Annotated in this window: 20 protein-coding genes, 1 pseudogene and 1 riboswitch; of the genes and pseudogenes, 7 read left to right on the top strand and 14 right to left on the bottom strand. The window is 72.0% G+C overall.

Annotated features, from left to right (window positions below):
• Nucleotides 1–14: 14 nt before the first annotated feature.
• The 5 genes from rlmN to QNO12_RS15115 all read right to left on the bottom strand — a co-directional run bounded on the left by rlmN (nucleotide 15) and on the right by QNO12_RS15115 (nucleotide 4,445).
• A complete protein-coding gene (rlmN, locus tag QNO12_RS15135) occupies nucleotides 15–1,286 on the bottom strand; it encodes a dual-specificity RNA methyltransferase RlmN (protein ID WP_257501330.1) in 1,272 nt (423 codons plus the stop codon).
• 110 nt (nucleotides 1,287–1,396) lie between these two features.
• A complete protein-coding gene (locus tag QNO12_RS15130) occupies nucleotides 1,397–1,768 on the bottom strand; it encodes a VOC family protein (protein ID WP_257501331.1) in 372 nt (123 codons plus the stop codon).
• A 122-nt stretch (nucleotides 1,769–1,890) separates the two neighbouring features.
• Entirely contained in the window at nucleotides 1,891–2,727 is an 837-nt protein-coding gene (locus tag QNO12_RS15125) for an SDR family oxidoreductase (RefSeq protein WP_257501332.1), read from the bottom strand.
• A 123-nt stretch (nucleotides 2,728–2,850) separates the two neighbouring features.
• A complete protein-coding gene (locus tag QNO12_RS15120; RefSeq protein WP_257501333.1) occupies nucleotides 2,851–3,633 on the bottom strand; it encodes an enoyl-CoA hydratase/isomerase family protein in 783 nt (260 codons plus the stop codon).
• Between the two features lie 29 nt (nucleotides 3,634–3,662).
• On the bottom strand, nucleotides 3,663–4,445 hold the full coding sequence (locus tag QNO12_RS15115; RefSeq protein ID WP_257501334.1) for an SDR family NAD(P)-dependent oxidoreductase: 783 nt from the start codon (nucleotides 4,443–4,445) through the stop codon (nucleotides 3,663–3,665).
• Between the two features lie 197 nt (nucleotides 4,446–4,642).
• Here QNO12_RS15115 and QNO12_RS15110 point away from each other — a divergent pair, with 197 nt between their 5' ends.
• The gene (locus tag QNO12_RS15110) at nucleotides 4,643–5,416 is read left to right on the top strand and encodes an aminoglycoside 3'-phosphotransferase (protein ID WP_257501335.1); all 774 of its coding nucleotides are present in this window, start codon (nucleotides 4,643–4,645) and stop codon (nucleotides 5,414–5,416) included.
• A 5-nt stretch (nucleotides 5,417–5,421) separates the two neighbouring features.
• On the opposite strand, the gene QNO12_RS15105 is transcribed toward QNO12_RS15110, so the two are convergent.
• The 3 genes from QNO12_RS15105 to QNO12_RS15095 all read right to left on the bottom strand — a co-directional run bounded on the left by QNO12_RS15105 (nucleotide 5,422) and on the right by QNO12_RS15095 (nucleotide 8,348).
• Nucleotides 5,422–6,210 (bottom strand): energy-coupling factor transporter transmembrane component T family protein, encoded by a 789-nt coding sequence (locus QNO12_RS15105; RefSeq protein ID WP_257501336.1) that lies wholly within the window; start codon nucleotides 6,208–6,210, stop codon nucleotides 5,422–5,424.
• The gene (locus QNO12_RS15100) at nucleotides 6,207–7,700 is read right to left on the bottom strand and encodes an ABC transporter ATP-binding protein (RefSeq protein ID WP_257501337.1); all 1,494 of its coding nucleotides are present in this window, start codon (nucleotides 7,698–7,700) and stop codon (nucleotides 6,207–6,209) included. Before QNO12_RS15100 ends, QNO12_RS15105 begins: the two co-directional genes overlap by 4 nt.
• Nucleotides 7,701–7,715: 15 nt before the next feature.
• Nucleotides 7,716–8,348, bottom strand: a complete 633-nt coding sequence (locus QNO12_RS15095) for an ECF transporter S component (protein ID WP_257501338.1) — start codon at nucleotides 8,346–8,348, stop codon at nucleotides 7,716–7,718.
• Nucleotides 8,343–8,451, bottom strand: a riboswitch (TPP riboswitch). Its footprint overlaps the gene before it by 6 nt.
• 40 nt (nucleotides 8,452–8,491) lie before the next feature.
• Here QNO12_RS15095 and QNO12_RS15090 point away from each other — a divergent pair.
• Both QNO12_RS15090 and QNO12_RS15085 read left to right on the top strand, forming a co-directional pair.
• Complete coding sequence (locus tag QNO12_RS15090; protein WP_257501339.1) at nucleotides 8,492–10,096, top strand: D-alanyl-D-alanine carboxypeptidase; 1,605 nt, start codon at nucleotides 8,492–8,494, stop codon at nucleotides 10,094–10,096.
• A gap of 124 nt (nucleotides 10,097–10,220) precedes the next feature.
• On the top strand, nucleotides 10,221–11,516 hold the full coding sequence (locus QNO12_RS15085) for a DUF2252 domain-containing protein (protein ID WP_257501340.1): 1,296 nt from the start codon (nucleotides 10,221–10,223) through the stop codon (nucleotides 11,514–11,516).
• A 29-nt stretch (nucleotides 11,517–11,545) separates the two neighbouring features.
• On the opposite strand, the pseudogene QNO12_RS15080 reads toward QNO12_RS15085, so the two are convergent.
• A pseudogene (locus QNO12_RS15080) lies at nucleotides 11,546–11,905 on the bottom strand (carboxylesterase family protein); the annotation flags it as partial.
• A 136-nt stretch (nucleotides 11,906–12,041) separates the two neighbouring features.
• The gene (locus tag QNO12_RS15075) at nucleotides 12,042–12,383 is read right to left on the bottom strand and encodes a DUF2834 domain-containing protein (RefSeq protein WP_257501341.1); all 342 of its coding nucleotides are present in this window, start codon (nucleotides 12,381–12,383) and stop codon (nucleotides 12,042–12,044) included.
• A gap of 77 nt (nucleotides 12,384–12,460) precedes the next feature.
• Here QNO12_RS15075 and QNO12_RS15070 point away from each other — a divergent pair, with 77 nt between their 5' ends.
• The gene (locus QNO12_RS15070; RefSeq protein WP_257501342.1) at nucleotides 12,461–13,333 is read left to right on the top strand and encodes a TspO-related membrane protein; all 873 of its coding nucleotides are present in this window, start codon (nucleotides 12,461–12,463) and stop codon (nucleotides 13,331–13,333) included.
• A 20-nt stretch (nucleotides 13,334–13,353) separates the two neighbouring features.
• Here QNO12_RS15070 and QNO12_RS15065 read toward each other — a convergent pair whose 3' ends face one another.
• The 3 genes from QNO12_RS15065 to galT all read right to left on the bottom strand — a co-directional run bounded on the left by QNO12_RS15065 (nucleotide 13,354) and on the right by galT (nucleotide 16,689).
• Nucleotides 13,354–14,190, bottom strand: a complete 837-nt coding sequence (locus QNO12_RS15065; protein WP_285178076.1) for an alpha/beta fold hydrolase — start codon at nucleotides 14,188–14,190, stop codon at nucleotides 13,354–13,356.
• Between the two features lie 151 nt (nucleotides 14,191–14,341).
• Entirely contained in the window at nucleotides 14,342–15,526 is a 1,185-nt protein-coding gene (galK, locus tag QNO12_RS15060; protein WP_257501343.1) for a galactokinase, read from the bottom strand.
• Nucleotides 15,523–16,689, bottom strand: coding sequence for a galactose-1-phosphate uridylyltransferase (gene galT, locus QNO12_RS15055; RefSeq protein ID WP_257501344.1), 1,167 nt, complete (start codon nucleotides 16,687–16,689; stop codon nucleotides 15,523–15,525). Before galT ends, galK begins: the two co-directional genes overlap by 4 nt.
• A 47-nt stretch (nucleotides 16,690–16,736) precedes the next feature.
• On the opposite strand from galT, the gene QNO12_RS15050 reads away from it, so the two are divergent.
• Both QNO12_RS15050 and QNO12_RS15045 read left to right on the top strand, forming a co-directional pair.
• Nucleotides 16,737–17,837, top strand: a complete 1,101-nt coding sequence (locus QNO12_RS15050; RefSeq protein ID WP_257501345.1) for a glycerate kinase — start codon at nucleotides 16,737–16,739, stop codon at nucleotides 17,835–17,837.
• Between the two features lie 83 nt (nucleotides 17,838–17,920).
• Nucleotides 17,921–19,510 carry a carboxylesterase/lipase family protein gene (locus QNO12_RS15045; RefSeq protein WP_257501346.1) on the top strand — a complete coding sequence of 530 codons (1,590 nt, stop codon included), beginning with the start codon at nucleotides 17,921–17,923 and terminating at the stop codon, nucleotides 19,508–19,510.
• A 19-nt stretch (nucleotides 19,511–19,529) separates the two neighbouring features.
• On the opposite strand, the gene pgm is transcribed toward QNO12_RS15045, so the two are convergent.
• On the bottom strand, nucleotides 19,530–21,170 hold the full coding sequence (gene pgm, locus QNO12_RS15040) for a phosphoglucomutase (alpha-D-glucose-1,6-bisphosphate-dependent) (RefSeq protein ID WP_257501347.1): 1,641 nt from the start codon (nucleotides 21,168–21,170) through the stop codon (nucleotides 19,530–19,532).
• 300 nt (nucleotides 21,171–21,470) lie between these two features.
• Here pgm and pheA point away from each other — a divergent pair, with 300 nt between their 5' ends.
• On the top strand, nucleotides 21,471–22,430 hold the full coding sequence (pheA, locus tag QNO12_RS15035; RefSeq protein ID WP_285178075.1) for a prephenate dehydratase: 960 nt from the start codon (nucleotides 21,471–21,473) through the stop codon (nucleotides 22,428–22,430).
• Nucleotides 22,431–22,498: the final 68 nt, after the last annotated feature.

The raw sequence follows: 22,498 nt of genomic DNA, 5'->3' as shown, positions 1-22,498 counted from the left end.
CTCCCTGCTGCGGGTCAGTCCTCGGCCGGCGTCGCCGCGGCGGCGGCCGCGTCCTCGGTGGTGGCCACCAGCTGGCCGCACGCTCCGTCGATCTCCTTGCCGCGCGTGTCGCGCAGCGTCGTCGGGATGCCGGCGTCGTTCAGCCGGCGGACGAACTCGTTCTGAACGCTGACCTCGGAGGCGGTCCAGATCGAGCCCGGCGTCGGGTTCAGCGGGATCGGGTTCACGTGCACCCACCCCCGGCCGCGCGCGTTCAGCTTGTCCGCGAGCAGATCGGCGCGCCAGGCGTGGTCGTTCATGTCCTTGATCAGCGCGTACTCGATCGACACGCGACGTCCGGTCTTGTCGAAGTAGTTGCGGGCCGCGTCCAGGGCCTCATCGACCTTCCAGCGGGAATTGACCGGAATCAGCTCGTCGCGCAGCTTGTCATCGGGGGCGTGCAGCGACAGCGCGAACGTCACCGGGATGTCCTCGTTCGCGAGCTTGTCGATCGCCGGCACGAGTCCGACGGTCGACACGGTGATGCCCCGCGCGCTCATCCCGAGCCCGTGCTTCTTGTCGGTCATGACGCGCACCGCCTGCATGACGCGGGCGTAGTTGGCCAGCGGCTCGCCCATCCCCATGAACACGATGTTGCTGACCCGCTCGGCGGAGTGGTCGTCCTTCTTCTTGCCGCCCAGTCCCCCGTCCGCGATGAGCCGGTTGGCGCGGACGATCTGCTCGACGATCTCGGCCGCAGACATGTTGCGCGTCAGGCCGGCCTGTCCGGTCGCGCAGAACGGGCAGTTCATGCCGCAGCCCGCCTGCGACGAGACGCACAGCGTGATCCGGCCGGGGTAGCGCATCAGCACCGACTCGACGAGGGCGCCGTCGTGCAGCTTCCACAGGAACTTGATGGTGTCCCCACGGTCGGTCTCGAGACGTCGCACCTCCGTCAGCAGCGGGGGGAGCATCCCGTGGACGAACTCTTCGCGACCCGCCGCGGGCAGGTCGCTCATCGCGGCCGGGTCGTGCGTCCAGTGCGTGAAGTAGTGGGTCTCCAGCTGCTTGGCGCGAAAGCCCGGCATCCCCAGCTCCTGCACCTTGGCGACGCGCTGCTCGGGCGTCAGGTCGGCCAGGTGCACCGGGGGCTTGCCGCGCTTGGGGCTGGCGAACTGCAGGAGCGGACGTCCGGTGGCGTCCTTCTTCTGCGACCAGCCTTCGGTCTTGGGCCGCACCTGCGGCGCCGCGCCGGCCGCCGTCGCCGGACGCACCTGACGAATGGGGGTCTCGGGCGTGGCGGTCATCCTTCCAGGGTAGGGGACGCACCTGCGCAACACCTGGCGGACGCCGGCGACGCCCCGGTCGTCGGCGGCATCCTGCTCACCGACAACGAGCGCCGACGCGCACCGGGCGGCTACCGGGTGGAGGGCTGCGCGCCCAGGTTCACGAGGTTGCCGTCGAGGTCGCGCACCTGAGCGACCCGCTCACCCCAGGGCATGTCGCTCGGCGGCTGCACCGTCGTTCCGCCGTGGCGCGCCCATTCCGCGTGCACCGCGTCCACATCGTCGACGTAGAACCACAGCGCCACCCGGTCCCCCGAGGTCGGCGCGTCCGGCACGCGCCCGATGCCCAGCGCTTCGCTGCCGAGCCGCAGCGAGACGTAGTCGTCCTCGGCGCCGCTGGCGAAGCGGTACTCTACGGTCGCGCCGAGGGCGTCCTGGTAGAACCTCACGAGCCGGGGCAGGTCGCGCGAGTTCAGGATCGGAAACAGGGACCGCACTCCCATGCCGACACCCTACGTCGCCCGGCCCGGCTCCGCGAGAGCGGATGGGCGCCGCGAAACCCAGCGCGTTCACCCCTGTCTCGCGGCAGGTATCCGGTCTCGCCGCCGGCAGCGGGCGCGCGGGGCTACAGGAAGATGTCCGGGAACAGGCGCTCGTCGGGGGTTCCCGGCACGGCCGCGTACAGCGCGAAGTCGGTTATCCCGGCATCCGTGAGCACGTCCTCGACGATGAGGGTCTGTCCGGTGTACTCGCGCGCCGGGCGGGTGAGCACCTCGTACGCGGCATCCGCGTAGATCCGGGGCGTGCGGCTCGCTGCCATGACCTGCTCGCCGCCGAGCAGGTTCTGCACGGCGGCGGTGGCGATGGTCGTCCGCGGCCAGAGCGTGTTGGCCGCGATCCCGTCCGTGGCGAACTCGGCGGCGAATCCGAGGGTCACCATCGTCATGCCGTACTTGGCCAGCGTGTAGCCGGTGTGCGCGCCGAGCCACTTCGGATCCAGGTTCAGCGGCGGGGACAGCGAGAGGATGTGCGGGTTCTCGGCGGCGCGCAGGATCGGCACCGCCGCCTGCGACAGCATGAAGGTGCCGCGCACGTTCACGTCCTGCATGAGGTCGTACTTCTTCGCGGTCAGATCGAGCGAACGCGACAGGTCGATGACGCTGGCGTTGTTCACCACGATGTCGATCCCGCCGAACTCCCCCTGGGTCTTCAGCACCGCCTCGGTGATGTCATCGTCGTTGCGCACGTCGCCGACGATCGGCAGCGCGTTGCCCCCGGCCGCACGGATCTGCTCCGCCGCCGTGTGGACGGTGCCCTCGAGCTTCGGGTGCGGGGAGTCGGTCTTGGCCAGCAGCGCGATGTTCGCGCCGTCCGCGGCGGCGCGCAGGGCGATCGCCAGACCGATGCCGCGGCTGCCGCCGGACATCAGGATCGTCTTGCCGGCCAGGGGCTTGTCTGTCATCGGTCGTCCTTCGGTCAGGGGCGGAGGCTCGACGCCCGGTGATGCCGGGGTCTGGGTTGCATGTCCCACTTGTTGTCGGCTGCCCGGCCCCCGGGCAACAGAAAGTGGGACACGCAGGTCAGGTCATGGGCGGGGGGCGGAGGTGCGGGATGCCGCGGCGAAAGCCGCGACGCGGGCCTGGGCATCCGGCGTCGCCAGGGCGGCCCCGATCGTGCGGGCCTCGTCCTCGAGCTGCGCGACCACCGTGCGTTCGGGCGCGGTGCGGACCAGGCGCTTGGCCTGCCCGTATGCCGCGCCGGCGCCGGCAAGCCAGAAGCGCGCGACGGCCTCGGCGCGCGGCCGCACCTGGTCGGGGGCGACGGCTTCGGCCACCAGACCCCACTCCACCGCTTCGGCGGCGCTGAGCAGCCGATCCTGCAGCACGAGCTGCAGGGCGCGGCGCTGTCCGACCGCGCGACCCAGCTGGGCGGTGACGGACAGATCGGGGGTGAGCCCCATGTTCGCGTACAGACTCCCGATCCGGGAGTCCTCCCCGACGACCGCGTAGTCGGAGGCGAGCAGGATGCCCAGGCCGCCGCCGGCGGTGGTGCCCTGAGCGGCCGCGACGACGGGCTTGGAGGATTCGGTCAGCGACAGGATGCCGCGGTTGATCACTCCGGCCAGCTCGGCGATGCCGTCCGCCGAGAAGCCGCCGGCGGCCATCGACAGAACGTCGCCGCCCGCGCAGAAGGAGGGGCCCTCGGCATCCAGCAGGATCGCCCCGACGTCGTCACGGTCGACGACCTCTGCGGTGATCCGCTCCCACGCCCGCGCGGTCGCCTCGTCGAAGGCGTTGAGCCGCGCCGGGCGGTTGAGGGTGATGCGGCCGAGACCGTCATCGACGGAGAACAGGATGGGTTCGGACATGTGGGCTCCTTAGCTGGGTGCCGTGCAGATCATCTGGGTGCCATGCGGATCGCACCGTCCAGGCGGATGGTCTCGCCGTTGAGGTAGTCGTTCTCCACGATCGCCAGCACCAGTCGCGCGTATTCGTCGGGCCGTCCCAGCCGCGCCGGGTACGGCACCTGCGCGCCGAGCGAGTCCTGGGCGGCCTGCGGCAGCGACGCGAGCATCGGCGTCTCCATGATCCCCGGAGCGATCGTCACCACGCGGATGCCGTAGCGGGCGAGTTCCCGAGCTATCGGCAGCGTCATCGCGTGCACGCCGCCCTTGCTGGCCGAGTAGGCCGGCTGCCCGATCTGGCCGTCGAAGGCGGCCACGCTCGCGGTGTTGATGATGACGCCGCGGTCTGCTACGAGCGCCGAGTCGCCGCCCGCGGCGAAGGGCTCCGTGCGCGACATGACAGCGGATGCCTGGGCGATCACGTTGTACGTGCCGATCAGGTTGACGCGGACGATGCGCTCGAAGGCGTCCAGTGGCGTCGGTGTCCCCTCCCGGTCGAGGACCTTCGCGGGCGGGGCGATCCCGGCGCAGTTGACCAGAACCCGCAGCGGACCTCCGGCGGCGGCCACGCTCACGGCCGCGGCCACCTCTTCGGGGCTGGTCACATCGGCCGGCGCGAATGCGCCGCCGAGTTCTGCGGCCACGTCCGCGCCAGCGGACGAGGGCAGGTCGAGGATCGTCACCGCTGCGCCGGCTGCGGCCAACCGGCGGGCGGTCGCGAGCCCGAGCCCGCTCGCACCGCCGGTCACGAGGGCGGAGGCGCCCGTGATGTCCATGTGCTCTCCTTCGAACCCGCGGCGCGCCGCGGACGGCATTGCGTCCCAGCATAGGTGGAACCGAGTTCCATTCGCGGTCACCGCCGGAAACGGCGATCGCGCGTCTCAGGCTACCCGCAGGTCCCCCGGCCGCGCAGTGCAGCGGATCAGCATCGACGCCTCCCCGGCCGGGGCGGTCGGCGGGGCAGGATGGGTGCATGCCTCAGCGACCGTTCTGGGCGGGCGATCCCCGTGGCGTTGATCCGGGTGCGGCCACCGGCGCGCAGCTCCCGCCGCCCGCCCGCGTGCGGATCCTCGCCCGCGGCGCCGGGCTGGTGCCCCTGTGGCGGAACGAGATCGGCGGAGTGACCTTCCGCACCGACGATGACCGGGTCATCAAGTTCGGCCCCCGCAATGCGGAGACCTCGTTTCGCGATGAAGCGGCGCGACTGAGGTGGGCGTCGGCGTATACATCGGTGCCGCGAGTACTCGAGCTGGGCGGCGACGCGACCCAGGAGTGGATGGTGACGGTGGCGCTGCCCGGGCTCTCGGCGGTGACGCCGCGGTGGCTCGCCGATCCCGCGACGGCCGTGGCCGCGGTGGGGGCGGGGCTCCGGGCGTTCCACGACGCCCTGCCGGTCCGGCTCTGCCCCTTTGTGTGGGATGTGCCCGCGCGAATCGCGAACGCCGCCATGCGCGGCATCCGGGTGCCCGACGCGCTCCACCACCCGCCGCCGGTCGACCGGCTCGTCGTCTGCCACGGCGACGCCTGCTGCCCGAACACACTCGTCGGAGACGATGGGCGGTGGACGGCGCACGTGGATCTCGGTGCGCTGGGGGTGGGCGACCGCTGGGCCGACATCGCCGTGGCGGCGATGAGCACGGTGTGGAACTACGGTCCCGGGTGGGAGGACGCGCTCATCGAGGCGTACGGCGTCGCACCGGATCCGACCCGCCTCGCGTACTACCGGGAGCTGTGGGACGCGACATGAGGCGGCTACACCGGACCGAGGATGAAATTCCACGACCCGGTCAGCACTGCCACCGCCACCGCGGTCGCCGAGATCGCGGCTCCGACGGCCAGCAGCATCCATTCGCGCCAGCCGAATCGCGACTCCCGCGCCCAGGTGCGCGACTCGCTCCCGCCGAAGCCGCGGGCCTCCATCGCCGTGGCCAACGTCGATCCCCGCCGGATCGAGAGGACGAACAGCGCGAACGCCATTCCCACGACCCTGCGCACTCTTCCGCTGTCGGCGACGCCGCGGGCACGCCGGGCCAGGGCGAGCGCGCGCCAGTCGTCGGTGAGCAGGCCCAGCAGGCGCATACCGGCCAGAGCCCCCAGCACGAACCGCGCCGGGAGCTTCAGCAGCTGGGAGAGGCCGTCCGCCAAGTCCGTCGGATCCACCGTGACGAACAGAACGACGGCGGGCAGACCGATCGCCAGCACACGGAAGAACGTGGCCAGGGCGAGCATCAGGGAGCCTTCGCTGATGCGGACCACGAACCATTCGAGGTACACCTCGCCGCTGGACGCGCCGTACAGGGCGATCGTGACCGCCGCCAGCGGCGCGGCGACCCAGATCGGGATGGTCCGCAGCCAGAACTCCCGCGGACGCAGCCCGGCCGCCAGCAGCAGCGGCAGCTCCAGCAGCAGCGCGACCGCGGCCGAGACCGGGTCGATGGTCAGCACGAGCGGCACCGCGATCAGCAGCGCCGCGCCGAGCTTGGCGACGGGGTTGAGGCCGGCGATCGGCCCTGACCGGGCCGGCCGGTCGGTCACCGTCACCCGGCACCGCCCACGGTGAACCGCCGCGCATGCAGGGCTTCCAGCACCGTCTGATCATGCGTGATCGCGACCACGGCGGCACCCTCGTCCCCGTCCGAGCCATCGCGCAGGCGCGCGATGATGTCGACGAGCTCGGCCCAGGTCGCGGCATCCTGCCCGAAAGTGGGCTCATCCAGCACCAGGACCCGTGGACGCGTCGCCAGCATCGCGGCGACCGTGAGCCGCCGCTTCTCTCCCCCCGACAGCGTGTACGGATTCGCATCCGCGAGCGGGGCCAGGCGCAGCCGTTCGAGCAGCTCGTCCACCCGCGCGGCGATCTCGGCCGCAGGCAGTGCGAGCGCGCGAGGACCGACCTCCAGCTCGGCCCGGACGGTGGTGGTCAGCAGCTGGTGCTCGGGGTCTTGGAAGACGGTCCCGATCCGGGTCAGCAGCGCGCGAGAGGGCCACGCGATGGGGTCGCCCGGCACCCCTGCGGACAGACGTGCGGATGCCGCCACCCGCCCGGACTCGGCAGGGATGAGCCCCGCGAGCGTCAACCCGAGGGTGGACTTTCCTGCGCCGTTGGGGCCGACGATTCCGAGCACCTCACCGGCCCTGACCTCCAGATCGACAGGTCCGGCCACCCTGGTGCCGCGCACCCGGGAGACCGCCAGCGACTCCGCCGTCAGGAGCGTGGATCCCGCTCGCCGCGCGGGAGGCGGCGGGAAGGCCGGGGGGATGCCGGGAACCCAGACCCCGCCCGCGGCGAGCTCGTCGCCCCGCGCGCGCAGGACCGCATCGGGCGTGCCGTCCGCGAGGATCCCCTGCTCACCGGACGCGGACGCGCCCACGACCAAGACCCGATCGACGAGCGGCAGCCACACGTCCAGCCGGTGCTCGACCACGACGAGAGTTGCGCCGGTCGCCGCCAGCGCGCGCTCGACCGCATCGCGCACCTCGACGACGCCGGCCGGATCCAGGTTGGCGGTCGGCTCGTCCAACAGGATGACACCGGGCTGCATGGCGAGGACACCGGCCAGCGCGAGCCGCTGCTTCTGTCCGCCCGACAGCGTCGACGTCGACCGATCCAGCGGCACATCCAGCCCCACCGCGTCCATGGCCGCGCGCACCCGCGGCCAGATCTGCGAGCGCGGGACACCGAGGTTCTCGCAGCCGAACGCGACATCATCGCCCACCCGGGCGAGGATCGCCTGGCTGTCCGGATCCTGCAGGACCATGCCCGCGGCACCCCGCGCCCGGCTCGCCGGCGCACCCGCCACCGTCAGTTCCCCGGTGTGCTCGCCCTCATCGTCGCCGCCGAGCACCCCGGCCAGCGCGTGCAGCAGCGTCGACTTGCCGGAGCCGGATGCGCCCAGCAGCAGGACATGCTCTCCCGGCTCGATCCGGAACGAGATGTCGCGCAGTGCCCACCGCAGGCGCGTCGCGTAGCGCCAGCCCCACCCGCGCGCCTCGATCGCCGCGGGAAGGCCGCCGTCCGCCCCCGCCGTCACGTGAGCAGTGCCACGTCAGACCCGCCGCGTCGTGTCCCGGCCCGAGGCGAATCGGCCGAGAGCACCGGTTGCCGCGAGCCCGCGGGCGATGAACCACGAGCCGGCACCGGCGATGAGAGCGCCCGAAACGGTGGTTGCGACGATGTACACGATCGTGAAAGTCGTGTCGGCACCGGCGTACCAGAGGATGCGGTCATTGATGCCGCACGCCAGTCCGGCGCCCGCGCCGGCGAGGACCGCCACCGGCAGCCGCCATACCGCGTAGGCGAAGAGCAGGAACACCAGTTCGGCGCCCAGGCCCTGCACCAGCCCGGAGGCGATCGTCAGCGGCCCCCACTGGTTTCCGATGAGCGCGGAGATGACCGAAGCGACCAGTTCGGTGTACAGGGCCGCGCCGGGTTTGCGGATGATCAGCGCGCCGAGAACGCCGGCGACCAGCCAAGGCCCGGCCAGGAGTCCCTGCAGCCCGGGCAGCAGGGGCTTGAGCAGTGCGCTGGGCGCTTCGTAGCCCACGTTCCAGAGCAGGAACACCAGGGAGCAGGCGACGGCGATGACGCTGGCGACGACGATGTCGACGACCCGCCACCGCCAGACGATTCCCGAGAAACCCCGGCGTGCGGGGCGAGATGCGGACGTGGTGGTACTCAAGGCAGATCTCCTTCCTGCGCTGGCATTACCCAGATCAGGTTCGACGGTCGAAGCGTGTTCGCTTCCTCTCAGCCCGGCACACCGGACTCCCGTGTTGACGCACCGAGTATATAGCCTGGCGCGACACGGGGTAATTTAGGCGAGTGACTCCGGACGACGCCGCCGCACCGACGCGACGTTCCGTGCGCCTGCAGCGCGGTGACGCCCGGTACGCCGACGGCTCATCCGAGACCGCCGCGCCCCCGACCGTCGCCGTGTCGGGCGCTCTGGCCCAGGTGACGGCGGCCGGCCCTCCGTCCTCGTCCACTCCGGCGCCCGCGGTCGGCGCCTCGACCGCCGTCGCGGCGGGATCGCCGATCGGGCCGACGACGACGGCCGCGCTGCGCCAGACCGCCCCGTCCCGGACGGCCAGGCCGACCGCACTGGAGTGGGTGGACGAGCGGACGCTCGTGCTGACGCCTCCTGCCGCTCGCACGCTCGAGGTACCGGCATCCCCGTATGTCGTCGTCGAACCCGATCTGCTCGCAGACGCGCCGCGCCGCTCGCTCTGGCGGGCCGGCGTACTGCTCCCCATCGCGATCATCGCACTCGTGCTGGGCGCGTACTCCGCCACCACGCTGTTGTGGCCGCTGCACGCCGTAGCGCCGACGGTGGAGGCGATGGACGTGCAACCCCTCGCCGCGCCCGCCGCGGCGCTGAGCTGGCCCGCCGAGGGCAGCGCGTCGGTCGCCGTCGCCGGCATCGAGGGCCTTGCCACCTCCACCGTCGAGGCTGCCCCGATTGCGAGCATCACGAAGGTTGTGACAGCGTTGCTGGTGCTCGACCAGATGCCGCTGGCGCTCGGCGAGCAGGGCCCGGAATTCCGCTTCACGGCGCGGGACAACAACGCGTACTGGGGATACCGCGAGAACGGCGAGTCCGCGCTGGATGTGCCGGTGGGCGGCTCGCTCACCGAATACCAGATGCTCGAAGGCATGCTCATCGGCTCGGCCAACAACTACGCCGACCGACTGGCCGGCGCGCTGTGGCCCAACGACGCGGTGTTCGCGCGCGCCGCGAACACCTGGCTTGCCGCGCACGGCGTCCCCGGCGTCACCGTCGTGGAGCCGACCGGGCTGGACCCGCGCAATTCGGCCAGCCCGGACGCGCTGATCGCGCTGGCCCAGCGCGCGATGGCGCATCCGGTGATCGCCGAGATCGTCGCCAAGCCGGCCGTCGAGTTGCCCGGCGCCGGACTGGTGACCAACACCAACGCACTGCTGGCCGATGCCGGGGTGGTCGGGATCAAGACGGGCTCGCTGGACTCCTTCAGCCTGCTCTCGGCGAAGGACATCGTCGTGGGCGAGACGACGGTGCGCGTCTACAGTGCGGTCCTGGGGCAGCCGGACGGCGAGGTCCGGCTGGCCGTGTCGCGGACCCTGTACTCCGAGGTCGAGCTGGCTCTGCAGCCGGTCCCGTCGGTGACCAAGGGCACGGTCGTCGGCCATGTCACCACCGAGTGGGGTCAGAACGTCGCCATCGTGACGGACGACGACGCGAGCGTGATCCTGTGGAACGGCGGTGTCGGCGCCGTCACCACCGACTTCGCGCTGGGCGACGCACGCGAGAAGGGCGCCGCCGTGGGCACGCTCGCGGTGCGCGGTCCGCTGGATTCGACGGGCACGGCACTCGAACTGGCTGCCGACATCGAACCGCCGAGCGCGTGGTGGCGGCTCACCCACCCGCTCGATCTGTTCGGCCTGAACTAGCCGGTCGCACGCACACCGTTCTGCCCGGTGGACCGGAGTGCCAGACTGGGCACCACACTCCGAGGCGCCCCGCATGCGGGCGGACACGGCGAGGGGGACGCGGATGTCCGATGATGGTCAGTCCATGCCGACGACGACACCGCCGCCGCCGACCGACTTCGAGGGAAGACGATCGTACGGGTCGGCAGCGCGCGTGCGTGCCCCCCGATCCAGCCACGGCATCTGGGGTGCCCCGGAAGATCGCGCCGACCCGGTGTCCCTCCTGGAAGATCAGGCCGCCTCCCGCGTCGCAGACCTCGTGCCCGTGCGCCACGGGCGGATGAGCGTCTCGCCCTTCACGTTCTATCGGGGCGCGGCCCTCCTGATGGCGGCGGACCTGGCTCGCACTCCGAGCAGCGGGCTCATCGTCCAGCTCTGCGGGGACGCGCACCTGTCCAACTTCGGACTGTTCGCCTCCGCCGAGCGGAGACTCGTCTTCGACATCAACGACTTCGACGAGACCCATCCCGGTCCGTTCGAGTGGGACCTGAAGCGCCTCGTGGCGAGCTTCGAGATCGCCGGGCGGCACCGCGGCTTCGCGGACGATGAACGGCGGGCGATCCTCCTCGCGGCGGCGCGCGGATACCGCGAGCGGATGCTGGCCGCCGCCGAGGCGACCGTCCTGGACGCGTGGTACGACCATCTGGACGTGGAGGCGTTGCAACGCTGGCTGCGCGAGGAGCAGAGCGCGGAGCGCGCAGAGAAGCGGCAGCTGAAGAGGTTCGATGCCGTCGCGGCGAAGGCCCTCGGCAAGGACCGGATGCAGGCGTTCGCGAAGCTGGTGACCACGGAGGACGGGCGGATGCGGATCACCGCGGATCCGCCGCTGATCGTTCCGGTGGAGGATCTGCTGGAGGGCACCGACATCGACGATCCGGAGGCGGCCGCGCGCGAGATCCTCCGGTCGTATCAGGGCACGCTCCCCCCGGCGGCTCGGCATCCGCTCTCGGAATACACCTACGTGCACATGGCCCGCAAGGTGGTCGGAGTCGGCAGCGTCGGCACCCGCGCGTGGATCGTGCTGCTGCGCGGACGGGACGAATCCGACCCGCTGTTCCTGCAGGCCAAGGAGGCGCAGGCGTCGGTGCTGGAGCGGTTCCTCGAGCCGTGCGAGTACGAGAACCAGGGCGAACGGGTCGTGCGCGGTCAGCGCACCATGCAGGCCTCCGGCGACATGTTCCTGGGCTGGCAGACGGTGAGGGGCGAGGGCGGGATCGAGCGGGACTTCTACGTGCGGCAGCTGCACGATTGGAAGGGCGCGATGGATGCCGAGAAGGCCGTCCCACGGGGCACACTGCTGTACGCGCGAATCTGCGGGGAAACCCTCGCCCGCGCGCACGCGCCGGCGATGTGGCCGAACCCGTCGAAACCCAGTCGATAGGACACCGTCACGGTCACGACTCCGTCGCGGTTGAAGGCGGCGCCGTCGTACCAGGGACTGGCGGGAGAGCCCTCGGTGTACCCGCCGCCGTGGATGTAGACCAGAACGGGCAACGCTGCCGCACCGTCCGGCGACGGTGTGAACACGTTGACGTTCAGGGTGGCCTCGCCGGGCACCGACGGCTCGGGGATCAGCGTCACCTCCCCGGGCTTTTCGCGATGTGCCGTCGCGCCGTACTCGATCGCGTCGCGGACACCGTCCCACGGCTCGGGTGGGACGGGCGCGGCGAAGCGGAGGTCTCCGACCGGCGCCTGGGCGAACGGGATGCCGAGGAAGGCCGCCGAGTCGCCCCGCCAGAAGCCGCGTACCCGGCCGGGTGCGATGGTCACGATCGGGTCGGGATGCTGCGGCACGGGTCGTTCCTTCGGTCGGGAGGTGCAGGGCGGGGGCGGCGGAGTCGGCGCATTCCAGGGCCGCGTCTGAGTCCAGTGTCGCGCGTCCGATCGACCCGCGGGCGCGTCGCCGTCACGTGGTCGCGCGAGCGGCGCGGACCAGCCGACGCTGCCGCATGGCCAGGAACAGCGGGAACGTGAACGCGAACGCCGTGACGGCCGAGCCGAGGACGTACAGCCAGCCGAAGCGCATGCCCAGGCGCCGCGCCTCCACCAGCACGAAGACACTGCCCGCGACCGCCGCGATGAGCAGGTCGACCGTGATGGAGGACACCGCCGGACCGCTGCTGACCAGGTCGCCGATGAAATCGGCCATCTGGATGATGGCCAGCGCGTTGAACCACCAGGTGCCGGCCAGTCCGGCCACCGCCAGCACCAGGTAGGTCAGAGCAAGGGGCGTCCAGTCGCGGGTCATGGCGCCATGATGCCATCCCGGCCGCGCGCGTGTGTCAACCCCTACGCGGGGTGGCGTGGTGAACGTACCGTGGCAGGGTGAACACTCCTGGAGCGACCAATTCCCCCGGCGCGGCACGCCCCTCCGGCAAGCCCCGGTCCCGGGGTGCGGCGGCCACCGGCCTGGATCTGACGCGCCAGATCGCGGTGCTGTGTGCGCTGGGATTCACCCTCGTCGCGGTCCTCGTCGGCGTCGGCGGTCTGGGCGGCACCGAGGTCGACGAGTCGCAGGGCGGCCGGCTCTCGGAGCAGGGGTCCTTCCTCGCCCCGGCCGGGCCCGCTTTCAGCATCTGGACCGTCATCTACGCGGGCCTGATCGGGTACGCGATCTGGCAGGCGCTGCCCGGTCAGCGCGCGTCCGAGCGGCACCGCGCAGTGGGGTGGTGGATCGCCCTGACGATCGTGCTCAACGGTCTGTGGCTGGTGGCCGCGCAGTTCCTCACGATCGAATGGACGGTCGTGGTGATCCTGCTGCTGCTGATCGCTCTGGGCATCACGTTCCACTTCTCGGTGGTCACCCGGACGCCGCGCGCCGGCTTCTGGGATGCGCTCCTGATCGACGGGGTGACCGGCCTTCATCTGGGGTGGGTCACGCTCGCGTCCGTGGCCAACATCGCGGCGTGGTTGACCGGCGTCGTGCCTGAGGCGTGGGCGGATGCCGCGGCGGCGTGGGGGGTCGCGGTGCTGGTCGTCGTCGCCGTCATCGGCCTGGGGATCGCATGGGCGAGCGGATGGCGCATCGCCCCCGGCCTGGCACTGGCGTGGGGCCTGTGCTGGCTGGCCGTCGGCCGGCTGGGCGGGGATCCGCGCAACGGCGCCATCGGCATCACCGCGATCATCGTCGCCGCGATCGTGCTGCTGATCCCGCTCGTGATCGCCGGCCTGCGGCTCCTGCGCCCCGAGCACGACTGAGCCCGCGGCGCCGTCGGCCTCTAGCTGCTGAGGAAGGCGAGCAGAGCCTCGTTGACCTCGTCGGCGTGGGTCCACAGCATCCCGTGCGGAGCCCCCTCGATCTCGACGTAGGTCGCGCCCGGCAGCAGCGTGCGGAACCGGCGCGCCGTGGCATCAATGGGGAGGATCCGGTCGGCCGTGCCGTGCACGATCAGGCTGGGCAGGGCGAGCTTCGCGATGTCGGCGCGGAAATCGGTGGGCCAGGTCAGTGGCGCCGCCGCCAGAGCGGCGTTACCCGCGCGGTTGGCGGTCTGGACGCTGGCTTCCAGCGCCTCCGGCGATATCCGCGAACCCAGGTTCTCGTCCAGGTTGTAGAAGTCGGCGAAGAAGCCGGTCAGGAACGCGTATCGATCGTCGCGGATGGACGTCGCGAAGCCCTCGAAGAACTCCCGCGGCCCGGCGCCCTCGGGGTTGTCGTCCGTCTGCAGCAGGTACGGCTCGAGCGAGCCGAGGAACACCGCTTTGGCCACGCGGTCGCTGCCGTAGTTCGCGAGATACCGGGCGACCTCGCCGGTGCCCATCGAGAAGCCGACCAGCGTCACATCTTCGATGTCGAGGGTTCTCATCAGCGCGTCCAGGTCGGCGGCGAAGGTGTCGTAGTCAGAGCCGCCGCCGGTCTTGCTCGAGGCGCCGAAGCCGCGTCGGTCGTACGCGATCACGCGGTGCCCGGCCGCCACCAGGGCGGCCTGCTGCTTTCCCCAGGACTCCGAGTCCAACGGGAACCCGTGGATGAGCACGACCACCGGACCCTGGCCCTGGTCGGTGTAGAAGAGCCTGATATCGGCGGTGTTCTCGATGCCTACGGTGATGAATCCCACGCGCTCGTCCTCTCCGGCCGAGGCGGCGAATGCTCCGGCATCCCCCCGAACGTATGGGCGTCCGCGCCGTCTGGCCAGGGGCTTGCGGCCGGACCGGCCGCCCGATATCGCGTCCGGCGGAGCGCGGCGGCACGCTGATCCGACGCGCTGCTCAGGCGTCCCGGCCCGCGCCGGCGGAGGGCTCGACCCCCAGGGTGGTGGGAGGAGCGAACCCGGATGTCGCGAAGGCGGTGGCAGCGGCATCCTGCACATCGTCGACCCTGCCCGATGGGACCAGCGCGATCACGGCGCCGCCGAAGCCGCCGCCGGTCATCCGGGCCCCGACCGCGCCCGCCGTCATGGCCGCCTCGACCGCGGTGTCCACTTCGGGCACCGAGATCTCGAAATCGTCGCGCATGGATGCGTGCGATTCCAGGAGAAGCTCACCGATGGATCCGGCACCCCCTGTGCGCAGCGACCGCACCGTGTCCAGCACGCGCTGGTTCTCGGTCACGACGTGGCGGACTCGGCGGTACGTCTCGGCATCCAGCTGCCGGGCGGCGCGCGGCAGATCGGCGACGGTGAGGTCTCGCAGAGCGCGCACCCGCAGAACCTGCGCGCCCCGCTCGCACGCGGCGCGGCGCTCGCGGTAGCCTCCGGTCGCGTGCGCGTGCGTCACGCCGGTGTCGAGGACGACCAGGGCGAGTCCCGCCTCGGCCAGCCGCAGATCGACGACGGTGCCCTCCAGCGAGCGGCAGTCCAGGAGCACGGCGGCGCCCGGCTGCCCCAGCAGCGATGCCATCTGGTCCATGATGCCCGTGGGCGCACCGACCGCATCGTTCTCGGCGGTGCGCGCGGCGGCGGCGAGGGCCACCCTGTCCAGTCCGAGATCCCAGGTGTCGTTCAGGGCGATCGCCACGGCGCACTCGATCGCCGCGGACGAGGACAGGCCTGCGCCGATCGGGACGTCCGAGGCGATCGCCAGGTCCAGGCCGGATGCCGCGTCCGGTCCGGCCGCGTGCAGCAGAGCCCAGGCGACGCCCAGCGGATAGGCCGACCAGGCCGGCACGGTCGGCCGGTCGGCCGTCCCGTGTGCGGGGAAGAGGTCGTCGAGCTCGTCGAGCGCGACCTCCACCGGCGCCCCATCGAAGGTCGAGATGACCCGGATCCGCCCGTCGCCCCGTGCGCCCGCCGCCGCATGAGTGCGCTGCGGGAGGGCGAACGGCAGCACGAAGCCGTCGTTGTAGTCCGTGTGCTCGCCGATGAGGTTCACCCGTCCCGGCGCTGACCAGATGCCGGCGGGCCGGGATCCGAAGGCTTCGGTGAACAGCGTGCGCGCGGCGGCCGAGGCGCTCATCCGGAAACCTCCGCGACCGCCGCACGCAGCGCGGCGGCCGCTTCCTCGGGCAGGACGTCGCCGATCCATGCGCCCATCGCGGCTTCGGACCCGGCGAGGAACTTGAGCTTGTCGGCCGCCCGCCGCGGCGATGTCAGCTCCAGCCTGAGCCGCACGGCGTCCCTGCCGGCGTGGACCGGAGCCTGATGCCACGCCGCGATGTACGGGGTCGGAGTGCCGTACATGACATCGACGCCTCGAAGCAGGCGCAGGTAGAGGGGCGCGAGCTCGTCGCGCTCAGCGTCGCTGGTCGCGGCGAGGTCCGGCAGCGCACGGTGCGGCAGCAGGTGCACCTCCAGCGGCCAGCGGGCCGCGAACGGCACGAACGCCGTCCAGTGCTCCCCGCGCAGGATCACGCGCTCGGAGGCCTGTTCGGACGCGAGGATGCGCGCGAAGAGGTCCGCGCCTTCCCGCTGGATCGCCTCGAGCAGGCGGCGCGTGCGCGGCGGGACGTACGGATACGCGTAGATCTGTCCGTGCGGATGCCGCAGGGTCACGCCGATCTCCTCGCCGCGGTTCTCGAACGGGAACACCTGCGCGACACCGGGCAGCCGGGACAGCACTGCGGTGCGGTCCGCCCATGCCTCGATCACCGTGCGCGCGCGGGTCGGGGTGAGCGATCCGAAGGATCCCTCGTGCGCTGGGCTGAAGCACACCACCTCGCAGCGTCCGACGGCCGTCCGCGCGCGAGCGAGCCCGGGTGCGTCGAGATCGTCGAGCCCGCGCGGTGGATCTGTCGCGGCCGGTGCGCCGGCGGTCGCTTCGGTCAGCGCGGGGCCGAACGCGGGGGAGCGGTTCTCGAACACCGCGACGTCGTACCGCGACGGGATCTCGGACGGATTCGTCGGCGTCTGCGGTGCGAGCGGGTCCAGCTCCGGCGGCGGCAGCACGGCGCGGTCCTGCCGCGCCGCGGCGAGGGAGATCCAATCGCCGGTCAGCACGTCGCGGCGCATCGTGGCCGTGGCAGGCCGGGGCGCCAGGGTGCGGGCATCCACGCCGCGCTCGGCGCCCAGAGCGGTGCCCGGATCATCGAAGTAGAACAGCTCGCGGCCGTCGGCCAGGCGCGTCGTGCGCTTGACGACGCCGGCACCGAGGGTCTCGACCCGCAACGCTCCCGTGTCCACGCTCACACGCTAGTCCGCCGACCCTCCCCGCCCGCTAGCGTGAACCCGTGATCGTCGTCTTCGCCCCCGACTCGTTCAAGGGGACGATCGGCGCAGCGGATGCCGCATCCGCACTGGCGGAGGGCTGGCACTCCGTCCGCCGTCAGGATGAGGCCGTGCTCCGCCCGATGGCCGACGGGGGCGAGGGCACCCTGGACGCGTTCGCGGCAGCCGTCCCGGGTGCCCGGCGCGTGCCGGTGCGCGTCCGGGGACCCGCGGATCTCGAGGTGGATGCGGCGTGGCTGCGGCTGCCGCCGACCGCCCAGGCCCCGGCCGGCACCGCTGTGGTGGAACTCGGTGCGACCTCGGGTATCGAGCTGCTCGAGAACCTCCGTCCGATGGGCGCGCACACCGCCGGTCTCGGGCAGGCGATCGCCGCGGCGCTCGCGGCGGGCGTCTCGCGGGTGGTCGTGGGGCTGGGCTCGTCGGCATCGACCGACGGCGGCACCGGGATGCTGCGGGCTCTGGGGGCCCGCTTCCTCGATGCGCGCGGCGCGGACGTCCCCGCCGGCGGGCAGGGACTCGGGGCAATCGCGGCCGCCGACCTGTCCGGACTGGCCGCGCTGCCGCCCGCGGGTGTGATCGGGCTGGTCGACGTGGTCAACCCGCTGCTCGGCGCCCGCGGTGCCGCCGCCGTGTTCGGTCCGCAGAAGGGCGGCGACCCGGAGCAGATCGCACAGCTGGACGGGGGGCTCGCCCAGCTGGCCCGCCTGCTCCCCGCGGACCCGGGCACACCGGGAGCGGGGGCGGCCGGAGGCGCAGGCTTCGGGTTGCTGGCGTGGGGCGGGTCTCTGGCGTCGGGCGCGGCGACCGTGGCCGAGCTCATCGGCCTGCCCGGGGCGATGCGTGCGGCATCCGTCATCGTCACCGGTGAGGGAGCCTTCGATGGGCAGTCCGCGTCCGGAAAGGTGCCCGCCCACGTCGCGGCGGCCGCCTCCGGTGCGCGCGTCGCGCTGGCGGCCGGACGGATCCAGTCCGGTGCCGACACCTCGGCCTTCGCCGCGGTCATCTCCCTGACCGCGCTCGCCGGAACGCCTGCGTCGGCGATGGCCGATCCCGCCCGGTGGCTGCGGGAGGCCGGCCGGCAGCTCGCGCGCGACCTCGGCTGAGGGCGGCCGTCACCACGGGCGCGTGGTGCTTCCGTCACCACGGGCGCGTGGTGCTTCGCGCGCAGACGGCGTAGACACGAACTGTGAACAGGCAGCGTCCGCTCGAGGTACGGGTGACCGGAGGTGTGATCCGCGGCATCCGCGAGGGCGACACGACCGCGTGGCGTGGGATCCCGTACAGCGCAGCCCCGGTCGGTCCGCTCCGGTTCCGTTCCCCGCGCAGAGTCGCGCCGTGGAGCGGATGCCGGGATGCGGCCGCGTTCGGTCCGGTCGCGCCGCAGGTGCACAAGGGCCAGTTCACCGGCACGCCGCCCGGCGTCCCATCGGCCGAGGACTGCCTGACGGTCAACGTCGTCGCTCCGTCATCGGTGCCCGCCGGCGGAGCGCCGCTGCCCGTGATGGTGTTCATCCACGGGGGCGGGTACACCGCCGGCTCATCACAGGACTTCACCGGCCAGGGGCGCAACTTCGTCGACACGGGCAGGGTCGTCTACGTCAGCTTCAACTACCGGCTGGGGGCGCTCGGCTATCTGGATTTCTCGCGGTACTCGACGCGGCGCCGTCCGATGGAGTCCAATCTCGGACTGCGTGACCAGATCGCGGCGCTGCGCTGGGTGCACCGGAACATCCACCGGTTCGGCGGCGATCCCGGACGGGTCACCGTCTTCGGGGAGTCCGCCGGCGGCAACGCGGTCACCACCCTGATGGGCACACCCTCGGCCCGCGGGCTGTTCGCGCGGGCGATCGCGCAGAGCGCGCCGCCCGATGCGGTGTACTCCCGCGCGACGGCGGCCGGATGGGCCGAACAGTTCGTCGAGATCCTGCGCGGACAGTCGCCGCCGATCGCACCGGGCGGGTCGTCCGCTGTCGGCCTCGACGCGGCGCGCGACGATCCGCTCACGGTCGAAGCGACGGTGGCGCTCCTGACCGGCGCGACCCCGTCCGCCTTGGCGAACGCGGCTCTGGTCCTTCAGGTCCGCACGCCCGCGCAGACGCCGGGGACGTTCTGCCTGGCGCCGGTGATCGACGGGCGACTGGTGCCGCGGCATCCGATCGTGTCCTTCCGCACCGGCACCGCGCACCGCGTGCCGCTGATCATCGGCACCAACGACCGGGAGGGGACGATCTTCCGCGGGCGCATCGACATCCTCCCGAAGTCGGCTCCACGCATCGCGGCCGTGCTCGGACGAGGAACGGCCGTCGGACGCGACCTGATCGCGCGGGCGTACCCCGGTCTTCCCGGTGCGGCGGCGGCCGCTGCGGACTTCGGCGGGGACTACGCGTTCTGGTATCCGTGCGTGGCGGTTGCGGAACGGCATGCCCGCTATGCGCCGGTGTACTTCTACCGCTTCGACGTCGCGCCCCGCCTCATGCGGTGGGCGGGCTTGGACGCCACGCACGGGCTGGAGCTGCTGGCCCTGTTCGAGCAGGGCGATGCGCGGCTGGCGCGGACGATGACCTCGCTCGGCGGACGCAAGGCGTTCGACACGGCCGGGGCCAGGATGCGGGACGCCTGGCTGCGCTTCGCCGCCGTCGGAGCGCCGCCCGAGAGCTGGCCCTCGTACGCCGCTCCGGAGCGGCTCACCCTGATCATCGCGGACCAGGACCGCGTCCAGGCCGACCCGCGTGCCGAGCGGCGTCGCGCCTGGACCGCGCTGCTGCCGCTCGGGTAGTCCCGCGCCGGTCCGATGCTCAGGCCAGAGCGGCCGCGACGACCGCGCGGGCCTCCTCCTGCACCTCGCGCAGGTGCGCCTCACCGCGCAGGGACTCGGCGTACAGCTTGTACACGTCCTCGGTCCCGGAGGGCCGCGCCGCGAACCACGCGTGCTCGGTCACGACCTTCAGCCCGCCGATCGGCGCACCGTTGCCGGGAGCGTGCGAGAGCTTGGCGGTGATCGGCTCTCCGGCCAGCTCGGTCGCGGTGATCGTGTCGGGGGAGAGCTTGGCCAGCTGCGCCTTCTGCGCCGGTGTCGCCGGGGCGTCCACGCGCTGGTATGCCGACGAGCCGAACTGCGCTTCCAGCTCCGCGTAGCGCTGCGAGGGGGTCTTGCCGGTGACGGCGAGGATCTCGGCGGCCAGCAGGCACAGCAGGATGCCGTCCTTGTCGGTCGTCCACACCGTGCCGTCGGTGCGCAGGAACGACGCCCCCGCCGACTCCTCGCCGCCGAACGCCACGGACCCGTCGAGCAGCCCGGGCACGAACCACTTGAAGCCGACCGGGACCTCCAGCAGCTTCCGGCCGAGCGAGTCGGCGACCCGGTCGATGATCATCGAGGAGACCAGGGTCTTGCCGACGGCGGCATCCGTCGGCCAGTTCGGTCGGTGCGAGTACAGGTAGTCGATCGCGACGGCGAGGTAGTGGTTGGGATTCATCAGCCCGGCGTCGGGGGTGACGATGCCGTGGCGGTCGGAGTCCGCGTCGTTGCCGGTCAGGATGTCATAGTCGTTCCGCTTCGCCACGAGCGAGGCCATCGCCGACGGCGAGGACGGGTCCATCCGGATCTTCTCGTCCCAGTCCAGCGTCATGAACCGCCACGTCGGGTCGACATCGGGGTTCACGACGGTCAGGTCGAGTCCGTAGTGCTCGCCGATCAGCGCCCAGTAGTCGACGGACGCACCGCCGAGCGGGTCGGCGCCGATCCGCACCCCGGCGCGCCGGATAGCCGCGACGTCGATGATGTTCTCCAGATCGCGGACATACTGATCGCGGAAGTCGTACTCGCCCAGCGCGTCGGCGTCCAGGTCCTTGAAGGGCGTGCGGCGGACGCCGTCCAGGCCCGCCGCGATGAGCTCGTTCGCGCGGTCGGCGATCCACCCGGTGGCATCGGTGTCGGCCGGCCCGCCGTTCGGCGGGTTGTACTTGAAGCCGCCGTCGCGCGGCGGGTTGTGCGAAGGGGTCACCACGATGCCGTCCGAACGGCCCGGGTCATCCAGCGCGCGCCCGCGGTTGTAGGCGAGAATCGCGTGACTGATAGCCGGGGTCGGAACCCACGAGTCGCGCGAGTCGACCCGCACATCCACACCGTTGGCCACGAGCACTTCGATCGCGCTGCGCTCGGCCGGCAGCGACAGCCCGTGCGTGTCGCGGCCGAGGAACAGCGGCCCGGCGATGCCCTGTCCGTTGCGGTAGTCCACGATCGCCTGGGTGGTGGCGAGGATGTGATCCTCGTTGAAGCTCGTGCTCAGCGAGGAACCTCGGTGGCCGCTCGTCCCGAACGCGACGCGCTGCTCGGGGATGGCGGCATCCGGCTTTCTGTCGTAGTAGGCGGCGATCAGTTCGTCGATGTCGATGAGGTCGGATGCTTCGGCCGGAAGTCCTGCGCGCGTACTCATGTCTTCCAGTCTGCCGGGTACGGCCCTCGCCGGCACCCGGAATCCCCAGATTCCGCCCGCCGCCGCTCGGGGCGGCGCACAACTCCTGCACGATGCCGTGCGCGGGTGCCGGTTCTGCACGGCGGGCGGGGCAGGCCCGCGCGTCGTGCAGGAGTTGTGCGCCGCCGGGTCGGCACCCGCGGGTAGTGCAGGAGGTGTGCGCCGCCGGGTCGGCACCCGCGGGTAGTGCAGGAGTTGTGCGCCGCCGGGTCGGCGCAGCGGTCGCGAGGCCGCCGGGCCGGTCGTGGCTAGGCTATGCGGGTGACCACCGACCCCGACGCCCCGGCCCGCCGCACCTACAGCTACCTGGGTCCTGCGGGGACGTTCACGGAGGCCGCGCTGGCCCAGGTGCCCGAAGCGCGCAACCAGCACTGGCGCTCGGTGCGCAACGTGGGCGAGGCTCTCGCGGATGTGGTGGAGGGTCGCTCGGACGCGGCGATGATCGCGATCGAGAATTCCGTGGACGGCGGTGTCTCCACGGCCCAGGACGCGCTCGCGACCATGCCGGGGCTGCGGATCGTGGGGGAGTACCTCGTCCCGGTCGACTTCGTCCTGGTGGCCCGGCCGGGCACCGCGCTCAAAGACGTGTCGCTGATCGCCGCCCACCCGGTCGCATACGCGCAGTGCCTGCAGTGGCTGACGCGGACGCTTCCCGCGCACGCGCACGTCCCGGCATCCAGCAATGTCGCCAGCGCCATGGGACTGCTCGACGGGACCAGCGACGCGGATGCCGCGATCGCACCCCCTGGGATCCTCGAGCATCACGACCTGACGCTGCTGGCCCGCAACCTCGGCGACAATCCGAACGCCGTGACCCGGTTCGTGCTGGTCGCCCGCACCGTCGCGCCGCCCGCGCCGACCGGCGCCGACAAGACCTCGCTGATCGCCGAGCTGCCCGATGATCACCCGGGCGCCCTGCTGGAGATGCTCGAGCAGTTCGCCACGCGCGGCATCAACCTCTCGCTGCTGGCGTCCCGTCCGATCGGCGATGCGCTCGGCCGCTACCGCTTCGTGATCGACGCTGATGGGCACATCGAGGACGAGCGGATGGCGGATGCTCTGCTCGGACTGCGCCGCTTCAGCCCCAAGGTCATCTTCCTGGGTTCGTATCCGCGGGCGGATCGGGCGATCGTGCGCTACCCCGACCGGTACTCCGACGATGTCTTCGTCGAAGCCCGCGACTGGCTGCGGGGGCTGCTGAGCGGCGAACCCGAGGCCTAGTCACGCCGGCTGCCGCAGTCGCGCCTCCGTGAGGGGTCGCTCGGGCGGACCGGACAGGGCGGAAACCG

Origin of the sequence: Microbacterium sp. zg-B185, from assembly GCF_030246885.1 — a bacterium.
In the GTDB taxonomy this organism is placed as follows: domain Bacteria; phylum Actinomycetota; class Actinomycetes; order Actinomycetales; family Microbacteriaceae; genus Microbacterium.
Note: the sequence above shows the minus strand (reverse complement) of the source record. Positions and strands in the feature narration are given on the sequence as shown.

Coding starts and splice junctions, on each gene's coding strand:
- galK (WP_257501343.1), bottom strand. CDS start 15,526: ATGAGCGCCTCGGCCGCCGCGCGCACGCTGTTCACCGAAGCCTTCGGA.
- QNO12_RS15075 (WP_257501341.1), bottom strand. CDS start 12,383: ATGACCCGCGACTGGACGCCCCTTGCTCTGACCTACCTGGTGCTGGCG.
- QNO12_RS15125 (WP_257501332.1), bottom strand. CDS start 2,727: ATGACAGACAAGCCCCTGGCCGGCAAGACGATCCTGATGTCCGGCGGC.
- QNO12_RS15110 (WP_257501335.1), top strand. CDS start 4,643: ATGCCTCAGCGACCGTTCTGGGCGGGCGATCCCCGTGGCGTTGATCCG.
- QNO12_RS15120 (WP_257501333.1), bottom strand. CDS start 3,633: ATGTCCGAACCCATCCTGTTCTCCGTCGATGACGGTCTCGGCCGCATC.
- QNO12_RS15115 (WP_257501334.1), bottom strand. CDS start 4,445: ATGGACATCACGGGCGCCTCCGCCCTCGTGACCGGCGGTGCGAGCGGG.
- rlmN (WP_257501330.1), bottom strand. CDS start 1,286: ATGACCGCCACGCCCGAGACCCCCATTCGTCAGGTGCGTCCGGCGACG.
- QNO12_RS15085 (WP_257501340.1), top strand. CDS start 10,221: ATGCCGACGACGACACCGCCGCCGCCGACCGACTTCGAGGGAAGACGA.
- QNO12_RS15130 (WP_257501331.1), bottom strand. CDS start 1,768: ATGGGAGTGCGGTCCCTGTTTCCGATCCTGAACTCGCGCGACCTGCCC.
- pgm (WP_257501347.1), bottom strand. CDS start 21,170: ATGAGTACGCGCGCAGGACTTCCGGCCGAAGCATCCGACCTCATCGAC.